Origin of the sequence: Cupriavidus laharis (genome assembly GCF_914271435.1) — a bacterium.
GTDB classification, from domain to species: Bacteria; Pseudomonadota; Gammaproteobacteria; order Burkholderiales; family Burkholderiaceae; genus Cupriavidus; species Cupriavidus laharis.
In genome coordinates, this window is the sequence record NZ_CAJZAI010000009.1 from 83,513 (window position 1) to 100,282 (window position 16,770).

Sequence of the window (16,770 nt, forward strand, 5' to 3'; positions counted from 1 at the left end):
TCGCCATGCGGTCATCGACGCCGCAAACATACATTCATGAGTGCATGTATAATTTCACGAATTGTTCACGCCCCCGTCTCACTTCTGTTGTCGATTCCGATATGACCTACCGCTTCATCGCCGTCTGCATGGCGGTCTGGATTGGCGTCTGCGCCACAGCCGGATGGGTGGTCGAGCGCCTCTGGAGCTGACTACCGGCAGCGGCCGGTTCAGGCGGCGCGTACCGCACGCGGCTGGCCGGCAAGGCTGTCAAAGAACTCCCACAACTGTGGCGCATCGCCAGTCGCCACATTGAAGCGGATCCACGGCGAATCGGTTTCATCGGGCTCGAAGTAGGATCCGGGCGCCAGCCAGATGCCGTGTTCGAGCGCCAGTGTGGCCAGCCGGTTGCCCGTCATCGGCACGCCATCGGGCAGTGCGTCGCGCACACGGGCCCACGCGAACATCCCGCCTTCCGGCCGCAGCAGCACTTCCAGGCCGTGGGCTTCCATCTTCTCCGTCACGCGGTCCTGCTGCGCGCGCAGCCGTTCGGCCAGCGCCGCCACATGCCGGCCATAGTGGCCGCTGGTGAGCACGGAATACACCAGCCGCTCCGTCACTTCCGAAGATGTCAGGCCGACCGCCATCTTGGTTCGCGCGAAGGCTTTGGCCAGATCCGCGCTGGCGGCCAGGTAGCCAACCCGCAGCGACGGCGTGATGGTCTTGGAAAACCCGTTGACATAGACCACCTGCGATAGCCCGTCCATGGCGGCCAGCATCGGCGAGCCCGCCGGCGCCAGTTCGCGGTAGATGTCGTCTTCCACCACCAGCAGGCGGTGCTGCTCGGCCAGTTGCAGCACGCGGAACGCATTCATGCTGGTCAGGCTGGCACCGGTGGGGTTCTGCAGCACGGTGTTGACGAAGAGTGCACGCGGCGCGTGCGTGCGGATAGCGTCTTCGAGCGCATCGGTGTCGAGCCCGGCCGCAGTGCGCAGCACACCCACTACACGCAGCCCGGCGAGCCGCAGGATCTGCAGCAGGTTGCAGTAGCAGGGTGCTTCGACCAGTACGGTATCGCCGGTGCGCAGCAGCGTGCGCACCACCAGGTCGAGCGCCTGCGTGGCGCCCTGCGTCAGTACCACCTGTTGCGCCTGCACCGGAATGCCGTACTCGCCAAGGCCCGCGGCAATATGTTCGCGCAGCGGCGCATAGCCATAAGGATGGCCGTAGCCCGACACTTGGGCGGCCGGCACTCGCGCCGCCGCGCGCATGGCCTGGTGCAGGCCTTCTTCGTTGAGCCAGTCGCCCGGCAGCCAGCCTGCGCCGGCCTTGATCGGTACCGAATGATCGGCGAACACATCCGACAACAGCCACGCCGCATTGAGCCCGGGCGCTTCCCACTGCGGCGCGCGCATGCCGCCGGCCGGCGCGTGGCGGTGGGCGACGGTGTAGCCGGACCCGGGGCGCGCGGCCAGGTAGCCGAGCGCGGTGAGCCTGCCGTAGGCCTCGGCAACCGTAAAAGTGCTGATGCCGTGCTGCTGCGCAAAGCGGCGTACAGACGGCAGCGCCGAGCCGGCGCGCAGCGCGCGGCGATCCACCAGCGCGGCGATGCCGGCCACGATCTGTTCGGTCAGGGTTTCGCCGCCACGGCGGCTGCGGGTAAGGTCCAGGGTCAGCATGCGGCACTTCAGACGGGTTCCGACCTGTACAGTTTAGCGGCTGCGCGAATGCGTCAAGCCCGGGCGCTGACGGTGATACCAGAAATGACGCAGTGCAATGTGTGAGGCCGTACGGTGCCGCATGGCCGGCTCTGCCAGACTGCCCGGGGCCCGCTGCTGCACTGGCACAATCCTGTACGGTTTCACTTGTCTAAACTGTACGGTAAGGCGACGTTGTCCGGACTGTATATTTTGTCGCCTTTGCGCCGCCGGTAGAGTGGCCGACATCCATGCCGCTGCACGCAATCCGCCGTGACAGCGCGCGCCAACCCGACTGCCCAGAGGAGGACGTATGGACGCCGCCAAGACCGTGATTCCCGATCTCGATGCCCTGTGGATGCCCTTTACCGCGAACCGCCAGTACAAGGCGGCGCCGCGCCTGCTGGCCTCGGCCAGCGGCATGTACTACACCACCCACGACGGACGCCAGATCCTGGACGGTTGCGCGGGCCTCTGGTGCGTGGCTGCCGGCCACTGCCGCAAGGAAATCGCCGAGGCTGTAGCGCGCCAGGCCGCGACGCTCGATTACGCGCCGCCATTCCAGATGGGCCATCCGCTGTCGTTCGAAGCGGCCACCAAGGTGGCGGCCATCATGCCGCAGGGGCTGGACCGCATCTTCTTCACGAACTCCGGTTCGGAGTCGGTCGACACCGCGCTGAAGATCGCGCTGGCGTACCACCGCGCGCGCGGCGAAGGCCAGCGCACCCGTTTCATCGGGCGCGAACGCGGCTACCACGGCGTGGGCTTCGGCGGCATGGCGGTGGGCGGCATCGGGCCGAACCGCAAGGCATTCTCGGCCAACCTGATGCCCGGCACCGATCACTTGCCGGCCACACTGAACATTGCAGAAGCGGCATTTTCGAAGGGCCAGCCGCAATGGGGCGCACACCTGGCGGACGAGCTGGAGCGCATCGTCGCGCTGCATGACCCGTCCACCATTGCCGCGGTCATCGTCGAGCCGCTGGCTGGCTCCGCCGGTGTGCTGGTGCCGCCGGTCGGCTACCTGGACAAGCTGCGCGCGATCACCAGCAAGCACGGCATCCTGCTGATCTTCGACGAGGTCATCACCGCCTTCGGCCGCCTGGGTACCGCCACGGCGGCGGAGCGCTTCAAGGTCACGCCGGACCTGATCACCATGGCCAAGGCCATCAACAATGCCGCCGTGCCGATGGGGGCCGTGGCCGTGCGCCGCGAAGTGCATGACACCGTAATCAACGCGGCCGCGCCGGGCGCGATCGAACTCGCGCATGGCTATACCTATTCGGGCCACCCGCTGGCCGCCGCCGCAGCGGTCGCTACGTTGGACCTGTACCAGCGCGAGAACCTGTTCGGCCGCGCCGCCGAGCTGTCGCCGGTGTTCGAGGCCGCCGTGCACAGCGTACGCGAAGCGCCTCATGTGAAGGACATCCGCAACCTTGGCATGGTGGCCGGCATCGAACTGGAGCCGCGCCCCGGCCAGCCCGGCGCGCGTGCGTACGAGGCCTTCCTCAAGTGCCTGGAGCGTGGCGTGCTGGTGCGCTACACCGGCGACATCCTGGCGTTCTCGCCACCGCTGATCATCAGCGAGGCGCAGATTGCCGAGCTGTTTGATACCGTCAAGCAGGCCCTGCAGGAAGTGCAGTAACGAAGGACGTCGAAAGTGAATATTGCAGAGAACCGGCAGATCGCCGAAATCCACCACTACATCGGTGGCACCGTCCGGCAAGGCGCGTCCGCGCGCTTTGCCGACGTATTCAACCCTGCCACCGGTGAGGTGGCCGCACGTGTGACGCTGGGCGCGGCGCAGGACGTGGCCGATGCCGTCGCCGCCGCGAAGGCCGCGTTCCCGGCCTGGGCCGACACGCCGCCGCTGCGCCGCGCGCGCATCCTGTTCAAGTTCAAGGAGCTGCTCGACAAGCACCACGACGACCTGGCCGCGCTGATCACGCGCGAGCACGGCAAGGTGTTCAGCGACGCCAGGGGAGAGGTCACGCGCGGCATCGAGGTGGTGGAGTTTGCCTGCGGCATCCCGAACCTGCTCAAGACCGATTTCACCGATAACGTCGGCGGCGGCATCGACAACTGGAACCTGCGCCAGCCGCTGGGCGTGGTGGCCGGCATCACGCCGTTCAACTTCCCGGTGATGGTGCCAATGTGGATGTTCCCGGTGGCGCTCGCGTGCGGCAATACCTTCGTGCTGAAGCCAAGTGAGCGCGACCCGTCGCCGAGCCTGCTGATCGCGGACCTGCTCAAGCAGGCAGGCTTGCCCGACGGCGTGTTCAACGTCGTGCAGGGCGACAAGGTCGCCGTCGATGCGCTGCTTGCGCACCCGGACGTGCAGGCGCTGTCGTTCGTGGGCTCGACGCCGATTGCGGAGTACATCTACACAGAAGGCACGAAGCACGGCAAGCGCGTGCAGGCGCTGGGTGGCGCGAAGAACCACCTGGTGGTGATGCCCGACGCGGACCTCGATCAAGCGGTGGATGCGCTGGTAGGCGCCGCCTACGGCTCTGCTGGCGAGCGCTGCATGGCGATCTCCGTCGCAGTGGCGGTGGGCAACGTGGCAGACAAGCTCGTGCCGCGCCTGGCCGAGCGCGCCGCGACGCTGAAGGTCCGCAACGGCATGGAGGCCGACGCCGAGATGGGTCCGCTGGTGACCGGCGCGCACAAGGAGAAGGTCGAAGGCTATATCGAGAAGGGCGTGCAGGAAGGCGCGAAGCTCGTGACGGACGGTCGTGGCCACAAGGTCGCAGGCCACGAGAACGGCTTCTACGTCGGCGGCACGCTGTTCGACCACGTCACGCCGGACATGACGATCTACAAGGAAGAGATCTTCGGCCCGGTGCTGTCGGTGGTGCGCGTGCATGACTTTGCCGAGGCGGTGGCGCTGATCAACGCGCACGAGTATGGCAACGGCGTGTCTTGCTACACCAGCGACGGCGGCATCGCGCGCGCGTTCGCACGGCAGATCCAGGTGGGCATGGTGGGCATCAATGTGCCGATCCCGGTGCCGATGGCGTGGCACTCGTTCGGCGGCTGGAAGCGCTCGCTGTTCGGCGACCATCACGCGTACGGCGAAGAGGGTGTGCGTTTCTATACGCGCTACAAGAGCGTGATGCAGCGCTGGCCGGACTCGATCGCGAAGGGCGCCGAGTTCACGATGCCTGTGGCGAAGTAAGAGAGAGCGGTGCCGGGGCCAGGTTCGGCACCGGTACCCGCCCAAAAGTGACGAAGGCGCTAGTCTCACCGGAGTAAACTCCTGCCCTTTCCAGGAAAGGCGAGGTCGTTCACAAGACGGCTGCCGCAGGAGTTGTTCTGATGAGTCTGTTCCGCACCAAGAATATCGACGCCATGCTCGCCGTGGCGCACGATGACGGCCTGAAGAAGGTGCTCGGCCCGATGGATCTCGTGATGATGGGCATCGGCGCCATCATCGGCACCGGCATCTTCGTGCTGACCGGCACCGGCGCGCTGACTGCCGGGCCCGCGCTGACGGTGTCGTTCGTGATCGCCGCCATGGCGTGCGGGTTTGCCGCACTCTGCTATGCCGAATTTGCCTCGGCCATTCCCGTATCGGGATCGATCTATACCTACAGCTACGCCACGCTTGGCGAGATCATCGCGTGGATGATCGGCTGGGACCTGCTGCTCGAATACGGGCTGGCCACGTCGGCGGTGTCGGTCGGCTGGTCGGGCTACTTCCAGTCGCTCGTGGCCGGTTTCGGCCTGAAGCTGCCGGCGGCGCTCACGGCGGCGCCGGGTGCCGTGCCCGGCGTCGAGACCATGGTGAACCTGCCGGCCGTGCTGATCGTGCTGGCGATCACATGGGTGGTGTCGTACGGCGTGCGCGAATCGGCGCGGCTGAACAATGTGATGGTGGCGATCAAGGTCAGCGTGGTGCTGCTGTTTATCGCTGTCGGCGTGTGGCACGTGAAGCCGGTCAATTGGCAGCCGTTCGCGCCGTTCGGCATGAGCGGCGTGTTCAATGCGGCGGCGCTCGTGTTCTTTGCCTTCATCGGCTTCGACGCCGTGACCTCGGCCGCCGAAGAGGTGCGCAACCCCAGCCGTGACCTGCCCGTCGGCATCATCGGCTCGCTGGCGGTCTGCACGGTGCTGTACGTGGTGGTGGCGGCGATCATGACCGGCATCGTGCCCTTCGCCAAATTCGCGGGTGTCGACCACCCGGTGTCGCTGGCGCTGCAGTTTGCGGGACAGAACTGGGTGGCGGGCTTTGTCGATCTTGGCGCCATCCTCGGCATGACCACGGTGATCCTGGTGATGACCTACGGCCAGACCCGCATCATCTTCGCGATGTCGCGCGACGGCCTGCTGCCCGAGCGGCTCTCGTCGGTGCACCCCGTGCATGCCACGCCGTATTTCGCCACCTGGACCGTGGGCATCGTGTTTGCCGCCATTGCCGGCTTTGTGCCACTCAACGTGCTGGCCGAACTCATCAATATCGGCACGCTGGCGGCCTTCACGCTGATCTCGATTGCCGTGCTGGTGCTGCGCCGCACGCGCCCGGACCTGCCGCGCGCGTTCCGCTGCCCCGGCGTGCCCGTGGTGCCGCTGCTGTCGGCCGGCTTCTGCCTGTTCCTGATGGCGCACCTGCAGGCGTTGACGTGGACCGCATTCCTGGTGTGGCTGGTGATCGGCCTGGCGATCTATTTCCTCTATGCGCGGCGCAACGCCGTGCTGCACAACCACGGCGGCTGAGCTTCAGCCCCGGGAAGCGGCCTCGCGCAGGAAGGCCACGGCGCGGGGCTCGTTGGCATAGGCGGTATTGATGCGGATCCACGCAGAGGTCTCGCCGCCCGGCCGGAAGTAGTTGCCGGGTGCCAGCGTCACACCGAACTGCTCGCCCAGCGTGACCAGTTCGCGTGAATCGTCAATGCCGGGCGGGCGCGCCCACAGGAAGTTGCCGCCCGCCGGCTCGCAGAATATTTCCCAGCCGCACGCCGCGAGCTGGCGCACCGCGTTGGCCGACGCCTCCCTCACGCGCAGGCGCAGCCGTTCCACGTACTTGCGATAGCCGCCGCGCTCCAGCAGCGCGGCGGTGACCGCTTCCGCGAAGTGCGAACCGGCCACGCTGGTCAGCACCTTCACATCGACAAGATCCTTTACCAGCGCCTTGTCGGCGACCAGGTAGCCGATGCGCAGCGAGGCCGACACCGTCTTGGAAAACCCGCCGATGTAGATCACATGCTCGAGCTGGTCCAGCGTGGCCAGCCGGTCGGTGAAGTGTGTCTGGAAGTCCGAGAAGATGTCGTCCTCGACGAAGCGGAAGCCATGGCGGCGCGCCAGCTCCAGCAGCCGGAACGCGACCGGCGGCGCAAGGGTCGAGCCCGTCGGGTTCTGCAGCACGCTGTTCGTGAAGAACAGCTTGGGCTTGTGCTGGCGCAGCAGCGCTTCGGTGGCGTCGGGGTCGGGGCCGGACGGCGTGTGCGGCACGCCCACCAGCTGCACGCCATGCAGGCGCAGCAGGCCGAACAGGTTGTAGTAGCCGGGGTCTTCGACGAACACCGTATCGCCGGGCTTGAGCAGATGGCGCACCACGAGGTCCAGTGCCTGGCTGGCACCTGTGGTGATCAGCACCTGCGGCAGTTCCGCCGCGATGCCGAGCTGGCGCACGCGGTGCAGCACTTGCCGGCGCAGTTCGGGGTGGCCCAGCGGCGTGGCGTAGTGGATCACGCTGTCGATCTCGTTGCGAGAGACCGCGCGGATCGCCTGGGTCAGTCCCTCCACGTCGCGCCAGGTCTCGGGCACGAAGCCGCCGGCCAGCTTGAGCGTGCTGCTGGGGTGGTTGAACTGCTCGAGGATATGGTCGGACAGATCCTCCGCCAGGCTCGGGTCCGACCAGCCACGTGCCGAACGACTCGCCAGCGGGCTGTCTGCTACATAGAAGCCCGACCCCTGGCGCGAATCCAGCAGGCCTTGCGACACCAGCCGGTCATAGGCCTCGATCACCGGGAAGCGGCTGATGCCGTTGTCGGCCGCGAGTTGCCGGATCGACGGCAGGCGCGCGCCCGGGCGCGACTCGCTCGAACAGATCCATGCCTTCACGCCTTCAATGATCTGCTCGGTCAGCGGAATGCCGGTGGCGGGGTCGAGAATCAGCTTCATGAGGCGGCGCGCAAACTGTCAGGGAAAACTGCTGAACAGTTCATCAAAAACTGTTCACAACTGTACATGGGATTGTAGCCACGGATGCGAATAATGGAAGCGTGGCGGAGATGGGTGCCGCCGGGCAGACAAGGAGTGGTGACATGCGTGAACTGAGGGTGTTTGAACTGGATGAGCCGGGGCAGCCGGTGAGCCTGCGCGCCGGCTACGGGCAAAGCGTGAAGGTGATGGAGGGCCGGCTGTGGGTCACGGTGGAAGGCAGCGTGGCCGATGTCTGGCTGCAGCCGGGCGAGGTGTTTGCCTTGGCCGAGGGCGAGCGTTTCTGGCTGTCGGGCGAGGGTGGGGCGGCCCGCTTCACGCTGGCTGCCGTGTCGGCGCCACTGTCATGGCGGCGACTGGGTGGATGGCTGCGGGCGCTGGCGCACCGCTGGGGCGAGTGGAAGACGGACGCGTTCGGGGAATGTCCGCGGCTGAGTGTGCGGTGATGACGCCGACCGGCATAGCGAAGGCCGCCCCGGGCGGCCTTCGTCACTATGTAGCTTGGCCTGCAACCGTGTGGCGCCGAATCTCCGCCAGCTTGGCGGCACCGATCCTTTCCTTCGCCATCTCGGTGTCGTAGTAAGTCTGCAAGTTCATCCAGCTTTGCGCATCGGTGCCGAAGAAAGCCGCCAGGCGCACCGCCGTGTCCGCGGTGATCGCGCGTTCGCCTTTGACGATCTCGTTGATGCGACGTGGCGGTACGTCGATGGCCTTTGCCAGCGCGTACTGAGACAGGCCGAGCGGCTCAAGCCAATCTGCCTGGAGAATCTCGCCTGGGGTGGCAAGAGGTACTTCACGAGTCATTGCCTGCTCCTAATGGTGCTTAGTGATAGTCGACGATCTCTACGTCGCTTGCGTAGCCATTGGCGAACCGGAAGCAGATGCGCCACTGATCGTTGATCCGTATGCTGAACTGGTCGGCGCGGTCCCCGCCGAGTGCTTCCAGGCGGTTGTTCGGGGGAACGCGCAGGAAGCTCAGGCTGTCCGCAGCATGGATTTGCTGCAGCTTGCGGATGGCGACCCGCTCGATATTTGCGAACCGGGCAACCCTGATGCCGGTGAAGAGCAAGGCCGTGTCCCGGCAACTGAACGACGTAATCATGGGCATGATAACGCATTGCGTTAATAACGCAAGACGTTATTAAGCGTGCGTGGTGATGTGATTGGTCCGTGGCACGCTAGCGGATTGAGGTTACGGAAACGTCAACGCCATATAATCGACTGGCCCCCGTCGTGCCAGCCGGGGACCACGCCCGCATGCACGGCCCAGCCGACACCAGATCGGCGCACAAGGCCGGCAAGCGGCCGCCAGCCCATACCAGCGAGCGGTGGAGACAATGACCGACCTTTCCGATGTGCGCGATGTCCGTCGCGACGCGCCTCAGGCCCCGGCGCGCGGCCCCGTCAACAAGGTGCGTTTCGTCACGGCGGCTTCGCTGTTCGACGGCCACGACGCCTCGATCAACATCATGCGGCGCATCCTGCAGTCCCAGGGCTGCGAGGTGATCCACCTTGGCCACAACCGCTCAGTCAACGAGGTGGTGACCGCCGCGCTGCAGGAAGACGCGCAGGGCATTGCCATTTCCAGCTACCAGGGCGGGCATGTCGAGTACTTCAAGTACATGGTCGATCTGCTGCGCGAGAAGGGAGGCGAGCACATTCAGGTCTTCGGCGGCGGCGGCGGCGTGATCGTGCCGGACGAGATCCGCGAGCTGCAGGCCTACGGCGTCGCTCGCATCTTCAGCCCGGAGGACGGCCAGCGCATGGGCCTGGCCGGCATGATTGCCGACATGGTGCAGCGCTGCGATATCGACCTGAGCCGCTATGCACCGACGATGCTCGACACCGTGACTGCTGGCGATCGCCGCGCGCTGGCGCAACTCATTACCGCGCTGGAGAACGGCAAGGCCGATCCGGGGCTGGTGGCGGACCTGCATGCGCAGGCTGGCAAGGCCAGGGTGGCCGTGCTCGGCATCACCGGTACCGGCGGCGCCGGCAAGTCGTCGCTGACCGACGAACTGATCCGCCGCATCCGCCTGGACCAGCAGGACACGCTGCGCATCGCGGTGATCTCGATCGACCCGTCGCGGCGCAAGTCCGGCGGCGCGCTGCTGGGCGACCGCATCCGCATGAATGCGATCAACCACCCGAACATCTTCATGCGCTCGCTGGCCACGCGCGAGGCAGGCAGCGAGATCTCGCAGGCGCTGCCCGATGTCATCGCTGCGTGCAAGGTGGCCGGGTTCGACCTGGTGGTGGTGGAGACTTCCGGCATCGGCCAGGGCGATGCCGCCATCGTGCCGCACGTGGACCTGTCGCTCTATGTGATGACGCCCGAATTCGGCGCCGCGAGCCAGCTCGAGAAGATCGACATGCTCGACTTCGCCGACTTCGTCGCGATCAATAAGTTCGATCGTAAGGGCGCGCAGGATGCCTGGCGCGACGTGGCCAAGCAGGTGCAACGTAACCGCGAGCAATGGCATGGCAAGCCCGAGGACATGCCCGTGTACGGCACGCAGGCTTCGCGCTTCAACGATGACGGCGTGACCATGCTGTACCAGGGCCTGCGCGAGGCGCTGGCCGCGAAGGGACTGAGGCTGCAAGCGGGCACGCTGCCGGCGCTGACCGGCCGCATTTCCACGGGGCAGAACGTCATCGTGCCGCCGCAGCGCAGCCGCTACCTCGCGGAGCTGGCCGATACGCTGCGCGGCTACCATCAGCGCGTGGCGGAACAGAGCCGCATCGCGCGCGAGCGCCAGCAGTTGCGCGCGTGCAGCCGCATGCTCGCGCAAGCGCAGGGCGAGGGCGTGGCTGCGCTGGACAACCTCGCCGCGGAGCGCGACGCCGCGCTCGGCGCGCTGGAGCGCAAGCTGCTGGCCATGTGGCCGCAGATGCAGCAGGCCTATAGCGGCGACGACTATGTGGTGAAGATCCGCGACAAGGAACTGCGCACGCGGCTGGTGACCACCACGCTGTCCGGCACCAAGGTGCACAAGGTGGTGCTGCCGCGTTTCGAGGACGATGGCGAGATCCTGAAGTGGCTGATGCGCGAGAACGTGCCCGGCAGCTTCCCTTACACCGCCGGCGTGTTCGCGTTCAAGCGCGAGAACGAAGACCCGACCCGCATGTTTGCCGGCGAGGGCGATGCCTTCCGCACCAACCGGCGCTTCAAGCTGGTATCGGAGGGCATGGAGGCCAAGCGCCTGTCCACGGCGTTCGATTCGGTCACGCTGTATGGCGAAGACCCGCACCTGCGACCGGATATCTACGGCAAGGTCGGCAATTCCGGCGTATCGATCGCCACGCTCGACGACATGAAGGTGCTGTACGACGGCTTCGACCTGACCAGCCCGAGCACCTCGGTATCGATGACCATCAACGGCCCGGCGCCGACCATCCTGGCGATGTTCATGAACACCGCCATCGACCAGCAGCTCGACAAGTTCCGCGCGGACAACGGCCGCGAGCCGACCGCCGATGAAGAGGCGAAGGTCCGCACGTGGGTGCTGCAGAACGTGCGCGGCACGGTGCAGGCCGATATCCTCAAGGAAGACCAGGGCCAGAACACCTGCATCTTCTCGACCGAGTTCTCGCTCAAGGTGATGGGCGACATCGCCGAGTACTTCGTGCATCACCAGGTGCGCAACTTCTACTCGGTGTCGATCTCGGGCTACCACATCGCCGAGGCCGGCGCGAACCCGATCTCGCAGCTCGCCTTCACGCTCGCCAACGGCTTCACCTACGTGGAGGCGTACCTCGCGCGCGGCATGCATATCGACGATTTCGCGCCCAACCTGTCGTTCTTCTTCTCGAACGGCATGGACCCGGAGTACAGCGTGCTGGGCCGCGTCGCGCGCCGCATCTGGGCGGTGACGATGCGCGACAAGTACGGCGCCAACGAGCGCAGCCAGAAGCTCAAGTACCACATCCAGACCTCGGGCCGTTCGCTGCACGCGCAGGAGATCGACTTCAACGATGTCCGCACCACGCTGCAGGCGCTGATCGCGATCTACGACAACTGCAACTCGCTCCACACCAATGCGTACGACGAAGCCATCACCACGCCTACCGGCGAATCGGTGCGCCGCGCGCTGGCGATCCAGCTGATCATCAACCGCGAATGGGGTGTGGCCAAATGCGAGAACCCCAACCAGGGCAGTTTCCTGATCGAGGAACTGACCGACCTGGTGGAAGAAGCCGTGCTGCAGGAGTTCGAGCGCATCGCCGAGCGCGGCGGCGTGCTTGGCGCGATGGAAACCGGCTACCAGCGCGGCAAGATCCAGGAGGAGTCGCTGTACTACGAGCAGCGCAAGCACGACGGCACGCTGCCGATCATCGGCGTGAACACGTTCCGCAATCCGGAAGGCGACCCGATTCCACGAAAGCTGGAACTGGCGCGCTCCAGCGAAGCCGAGAAGCAGAGCCAGCTCGACCGCCTGGCCGCGTTCCAGCAGGCGCATGCGGACGAGGCGCCCGCCATGCTGCAGCGGCTGCGCCAGGCCGTGATCGACAACGAGAACGTGTTCGCGGTGCTGATGGACGCGGTGCGCGTGTGCTCCCTCGGGCAGATTACGCACGCGCTGTTCGAGGTGGGGGGCCAGTACCGCCGCAATATGTGAAACAAGAGACAGGAAACCGGGCCTGAAATCGGGCGGCGGCGGGTGGCTGTCACGGCCACGGCGGCCCCCGTGCGTTAAACTCGAAGGCTCCGCCGGACTCCGGAACGACCGCCGCAACCGATCATGAACAGCCAGTACGACACGAACAACGTTTTTGCGAAGATCCTGCGTGGCGAAATGCCGTGCATCAAGGTCTATGAGGACGACGACACCATCGCCTTCATGGACATCATGCCGCAATCCGACGGCCATACCCTTGTAGTGCCCAAGGAAGCCGCGGTCAACCTGTTCGACCTGTCGGAGGCCGGCGCCCAGGCCGCCATCCGCGCCACCCAGCGCGTGGCGCGCGCGGTGCGCCAGGCCTTCCGGCCGGACGGGATTTCCATCGGCCAGTTCAACGGCGCCGCGGCCGGCCAGACCGTGCCGCACGTGCATTTCCATATCGTGCCGCGCTATGCCGACCAGACGCTGCGCGGCCATGCACGCGACATGCAGGACCCGGACCTGCTCAAGGGCCACGCCGAGCGCATCATCGCTGCGCTGCGCGAGCAGGCTGAATGAGCGGCCACGGACAACGAATACCTAACCAGAAACGAGGAAGAAAGAGATGGCAATCAGGACAGTGGGCATCGTCGGTGCCGGCACCATGGGCAATGGCATCGCACAGGCCTGCGCGGTAGTCGGCCTGGACGTGGTGATGGTGGACATCAGCGACGCAGCGGTGCAGAAGGGCATCGCCACCGTCGCCGGCAGCCTGGACCGCCTGATCAAGAAGGACAAGATCAGCGAAGCCGACAAGGCCGCCGCGCTCGCGCGCATCCACGGCTCCACCGCATATGAGGACCTGAAGAAGACCGACATCGTGATCGAGGCCGCCACCGAGAACTATGACCTGAAGGTCAAGATTCTCAAGCAGATCGACGGCATCGTTGGCGAGAACGTGATCATCGCTTCGAACACCTCGTCGATCTCGATCACCAAGCTGGCCGCCGTGACCAGCCGCGCCGACCGCTTCATCGGCATGCACTTCTTCAATCCGGTGCCGGTGATGGCCCTGGTGGAACTGATCCGCGGCCTGCAGACCAGCGACGCCGCCCACGCCGACGTCGAGGCGCTGGCCAAGGAACTGGGCAAGTACCCGATCACCGTGAAGAACAGCCCGGGCTTCGTGGTCAACCGCATCCTGTGCCCGATGATCAACGAGGCCTTCTGCGTGCTGGGCGAAGGCCTGGCGTCGCCGGAAGAAATCGATGAAGGCATGAAGCTCGGCTGCAATCACCCGATCGGGCCGCTGGCGCTGGCCGACATGATCGGCCTGGACACCATGCTGGCCGTGATGGAAGTGCTGTACACGGAATTTGCCGATCCGAAATACCGCCCGGCCATGCTGATGCGCGAGATGGTGGCTGCTGGTTACCTGGGCCGCAAGACTGGTCGTGGGGTGTACGTCTACAGCAAGTAATTCTTACGGCTCACGCGCGTTGCTGTGACGCAACGCTCCATGTGCAGTAATCGCCGGCCGCCATTCAGGCGGCCGGTTTGTTTTTGACGTGAATTCGGGCCCCGGCGGCGCGGCGCGAAAGCCGCTTACACGGATTCATATGCAGAAACAATTCCCCGTCACCCGTTACGCGACTGCCGCGTTAGAGTGAATCATGGATTCAAGACTAAAGAGGAATGAGATGATCCGCCCCGTTTTTGCTGCCCTTACGCTTGGCGCGCTGTCGCTGGCGGCAGCCAGCCCGGCCATGGCCCGGGTCGATGTCGGCGTCAGTATTGGGGTGCCCGCGCCGGTCTATGTAGCACCGGCCCCGGCCCCCGTCTACGTGGCGCCACCGCCACCGGTTTATGTGGCGCCACCGCCGCCCGTCGTCTACGGTCCCCCGCCTGTGGCCTACGGTCCGGCGCCGGTCGTGGTCGCGCCCGCCATGGTGATCGGCTGGCACGGCGACCGCTACTGGGACGGCCGGCGCTGGTGGGGCCGCAACGAATGGTATGGCCACGGCCGTGGCCATGGCTATGGTCATGGCCATGGCCGCCACCATCACGACGATTGATGTCCGCGTAATCGGCGGGACAGCCTTTGGTGCCGTTTCAGCTATAACTCTCAATGCGGAACTCACCACCGGAGACGGCAATGCAAAGAACCTGTCTGGCTGTCCTGCTCCTGACCCTGTCGCTCGCTGGCTGCGTTTCTGTCAGCAGCAGCGACCCCAATCCTCCCGCCAACAACGCGGCGGCGAGACCGTCGTCAGGTACCACGGTCACGTGTCCGCAGGCGCCGTGCTACTAGTCATCCGGCAGCGTTCAGGGCGCCCGCCCCGAAGCTGACTGCTCCACGGCGATCCGCCTCACCTGCACCATGACGTCCTCCGCAAACGCCGCGATCGGTGCCAGCGGCAGCCCGGCGTGGCGCAACGCGTCGGCCGTCCACGTATTGCACGTGTAGAGCAGGCTATAGGCGGCCGTTGCCGACAGGTAAGCGCCGCCTTCATAGGGGCCGGCGCCAAGCGATATGGCGCTGCCGTCCGCATTCCTTTGCACGGCATTGCGCAAATAGGCCCGCAATCCTTCAAGCCCGGCCTTGCCGACTGCCAGGCGGACCACATGCTCGGTTCCAAATGCATCGGCTGGCGGCGCGCGCAGCGCTGTCATCAGCACGACGCCGCGCCCTGGCACCAGCGCCAGCAACATGGTTCCGATCCCATGATTGCGCCGGACCACGTAGGACCGGTCGCCGAAGCTGAAGCAGAGATAGCGCACATCCTCGAATCCGCTGGCGAGGCTGCGCACGCCCGGGTCCGCGTCCTCGCTGCGCAGGCAGATATCGGTGTGCCAGTCGCGCGCCACCACGTCGATCATGGCGGCAGCCGGAACGGCCGGTGTGGTGGATGGCGCCGGCGGCAGCGGCGCGCACGAGGCGGCTCCCAATGCGGCTGCGCAGCTCAGCAGGCGGCAGGCAAGAGGGAAGGCACGGCGCACGTTCAGTGCAGCAGGATCAGCCGCGGCACGGCATCGGCACCGCTCCAGACGATGGCGTTCTGGCCATATTTCGTGCCAAGTGCGCTGGCAGTGTCGAGCGATATACCAAGTACCAGGAAGCTGGGCTCGCCCGGCCAGCCGTTGTCCGGATGCTGGCCGATGCCCGGGATGGCCGAAAAGCCGAGTTGCGCGAGTTCATCGGCCAACGCCTGCTGCCGCGCGTCGTTGTGCGATGCATCGCATGGCTGGCTGAATGGATTCGCCGCGGTGATGAACGCGCTCGATGCCACATGCAGGCGCGCATGCAACGCAGCCAGCGGCGCGCTGCGCTGATCGACCTTCAGGGTGAGCGGCGCCTCGCCATGCACGCGATACTCGGTCTCGCGATAGGCCCGCAGCGTGGCGTCATCGATCGCGGAGCGCGCTGGCATGGTGTCACTCGCCGTACTGGCGGAGCCCGTCCAGGTCCAGCACTTCGATTACGCCATAGTCCACCCGCACCAGGCCCTGCTGTTCGAGCACCTTGAGCGCCTGGTTGGCGCGCTGGCGCGAGATGCCGGCGAGCAGGCCAATTTCTTCCTGAGAGATCTCCAGCGTTTTGCCGATGCCAGGATAGAGATGCTCATTGAACAGCGACGACACCGCGCGGGCCACGCGCGAGTCGATGTCGAGCAGGCGCTCGTACTCCACCGCGGCGATGAACTGGCCGAGCCGCTCGTTGAACTGCGTGAGCAGGAAGCGCGTGAACGGCAGGCTGGTATCCAGCAACCACAGAAACGTCTCGCGCGGCAGGAACGCGATGGTCGAGCGGCGCAACGCCATCACGTCGTACTTGCGGATCTCCGACTTGAGCACCGCGCCTTCGCCGAACCAGCCGCCGGTCGGCACGCCGGTGAAGGTGACGGACTTGCCGGATGGCGACACGGTAGTGATCTTGACGATGCCTTCGAGCACGCCCATCCAGTGCTCGGCCATGTCGCCCTTGTGGCAGACGTAGTCGCCCTGCGTGTACTCGTGCACGAACATCGCGCGGCGGACGCGATCACGCTGCTCCGGACTGAGGTCCGCGGCCCATACGCAGCGGTCGACGAAATCGTTCAGCATGGCCTGAAAAGGATCCTGTAGGGATTAACCCGGAATTGTCACCGGCGTGACAACCCGGGGGGAAGGCATCGGCTATCTTACGATCACCACGGAGCCGGCAAGTGCCGCAAGACAAGTCAGCAAACAAGGCACGACGGGCTTGATGCGCTGCGGCATGACTGCCGCCAGGCAAAACAGGCCAAGTATAACGACCCGGACCGGCGCTTGACACCGCGCGTGGATCCCCA

Annotated in this window: 16 protein-coding genes; 9 read left to right on the forward strand and 7 right to left on the reverse strand. The window is 65.8% G+C overall.

Features of this window, described 5'->3' with window-relative positions; translation table 11 throughout:
* Positions 1 to 209: 209 nt before the first annotated feature.
* Entirely contained in the window at positions 210 to 1,658 is a 1,449-nt protein-coding gene (locus LDO29_RS18380; RefSeq protein WP_224081234.1) for an aminotransferase-like domain-containing protein, read from the reverse strand.
* Between the two features lie 331 nt (positions 1,659 to 1,989).
* On the opposite strand from LDO29_RS18380, the gene LDO29_RS18385 reads away from it, so the two are divergent.
* From LDO29_RS18385 to LDO29_RS18395, 3 genes are all read left to right on the forward strand, one after another.
* Positions 1,990 to 3,321, forward strand: coding sequence for an aspartate aminotransferase family protein (locus LDO29_RS18385; protein ID WP_224081235.1), 1,332 nt, complete (start codon positions 1,990 to 1,992; stop codon positions 3,319 to 3,321).
* Positions 3,322 to 3,336: 15 nt separating this feature from the next.
* Positions 3,337 to 4,854, forward strand: a complete 1,518-nt coding sequence (locus LDO29_RS18390) for a CoA-acylating methylmalonate-semialdehyde dehydrogenase (protein ID WP_290369598.1) — start codon at positions 3,337 to 3,339, stop codon at positions 4,852 to 4,854.
* Positions 4,855 to 4,994: 140 nt separating this feature from the next.
* The gene (locus LDO29_RS18395) at positions 4,995 to 6,392 is read left to right on the forward strand and encodes an amino acid permease (RefSeq protein WP_224081236.1); all 1,398 of its coding nucleotides are present in this window, start codon (positions 4,995 to 4,997) and stop codon (positions 6,390 to 6,392) included.
* A gap of 3 nt (positions 6,393 to 6,395) precedes the next feature.
* Here the strand turns inward: LDO29_RS18395 and LDO29_RS18400 are convergent, their stop codons facing one another.
* Entirely contained in the window at positions 6,396 to 7,799 is a 1,404-nt protein-coding gene (locus tag LDO29_RS18400) for an aminotransferase-like domain-containing protein (RefSeq protein ID WP_224081237.1), read from the reverse strand.
* Between the two features lie 143 nt (positions 7,800 to 7,942).
* Between LDO29_RS18400 and LDO29_RS18405 the strand changes: the two genes are divergently transcribed.
* A complete protein-coding gene (locus LDO29_RS18405) occupies positions 7,943 to 8,284 on the forward strand; it encodes a DUF2917 domain-containing protein (RefSeq protein WP_224081238.1) in 342 nt (113 codons plus the stop codon).
* A gap of 46 nt (positions 8,285 to 8,330) precedes the next feature.
* On the opposite strand, the gene LDO29_RS18410 is transcribed toward LDO29_RS18405, so the two are convergent.
* Positions 8,331 to 8,642, reverse strand: a complete 312-nt coding sequence (locus LDO29_RS18410; protein WP_224081239.1) for a HigA family addiction module antitoxin — start codon at positions 8,640 to 8,642, stop codon at positions 8,331 to 8,333.
* Positions 8,643 to 8,661: 19 nt separating this feature from the next.
* Positions 8,662 to 8,940, reverse strand: a complete 279-nt coding sequence (locus LDO29_RS18415) for a type II toxin-antitoxin system RelE/ParE family toxin (protein WP_224081370.1) — start codon at positions 8,938 to 8,940, stop codon at positions 8,662 to 8,664.
* 235 nt (positions 8,941 to 9,175) lie between these two features.
* On the opposite strand from LDO29_RS18415, the gene icmF reads away from it, so the two are divergent.
* The 5 genes from icmF (at position 9,176) to LDO29_RS18440 (ending at position 14,750) form a co-directional block, all read left to right on the forward strand.
* Complete coding sequence (gene icmF / locus LDO29_RS18420; protein WP_224081240.1) at positions 9,176 to 12,457, forward strand: fused isobutyryl-CoA mutase/GTPase IcmF; 3,282 nt, start codon at positions 9,176 to 9,178, stop codon at positions 12,455 to 12,457.
* Positions 12,458 to 12,580: 123 nt separating this feature from the next.
* Entirely contained in the window at positions 12,581 to 13,018 is a 438-nt protein-coding gene (locus LDO29_RS18425) for an HIT family protein (protein ID WP_224081241.1), read from the forward strand.
* A 46-nt stretch (positions 13,019 to 13,064) separates the two neighbouring features.
* Complete coding sequence (locus LDO29_RS18430; protein ID WP_224081242.1) at positions 13,065 to 13,919, forward strand: 3-hydroxybutyryl-CoA dehydrogenase; 855 nt, start codon at positions 13,065 to 13,067, stop codon at positions 13,917 to 13,919.
* Positions 13,920 to 14,139: 220 nt separating this feature from the next.
* Positions 14,140 to 14,514, forward strand: a complete 375-nt coding sequence (locus LDO29_RS18435; RefSeq protein ID WP_224081243.1) for a hypothetical protein — start codon at positions 14,140 to 14,142, stop codon at positions 14,512 to 14,514.
* A gap of 80 nt (positions 14,515 to 14,594) precedes the next feature.
* On the forward strand, positions 14,595 to 14,750 hold the full coding sequence (locus LDO29_RS18440) for a hypothetical protein (RefSeq protein WP_224081244.1): 156 nt from the start codon (positions 14,595 to 14,597) through the stop codon (positions 14,748 to 14,750).
* Between the two features lie 14 nt (positions 14,751 to 14,764).
* Here the strand turns inward: LDO29_RS18440 and LDO29_RS18445 are convergent, their stop codons facing one another.
* The 3 genes from LDO29_RS18445 to LDO29_RS18455 are packed head-to-tail and all read right to left on the reverse strand — an operon-like array spanning position 14,765 to position 16,543.
* Complete coding sequence (locus LDO29_RS18445; RefSeq protein ID WP_224081245.1) at positions 14,765 to 15,388, reverse strand: DUF2459 domain-containing protein; 624 nt, start codon at positions 15,386 to 15,388, stop codon at positions 14,765 to 14,767.
* Positions 15,389 to 15,441: 53 nt separating this feature from the next.
* The gene (locus LDO29_RS18450) at positions 15,442 to 15,870 is read right to left on the reverse strand and encodes a DUF3293 domain-containing protein (RefSeq protein WP_224081246.1); all 429 of its coding nucleotides are present in this window, start codon (positions 15,868 to 15,870) and stop codon (positions 15,442 to 15,444) included.
* Between the two features lie 4 nt (positions 15,871 to 15,874).
* The gene (locus LDO29_RS18455) at positions 15,875 to 16,543 is read right to left on the reverse strand and encodes a Crp/Fnr family transcriptional regulator (RefSeq protein ID WP_224081247.1); all 669 of its coding nucleotides are present in this window, start codon (positions 16,541 to 16,543) and stop codon (positions 15,875 to 15,877) included.
* Between the last annotated feature and the right edge of the window lie 227 nt (positions 16,544 to 16,770).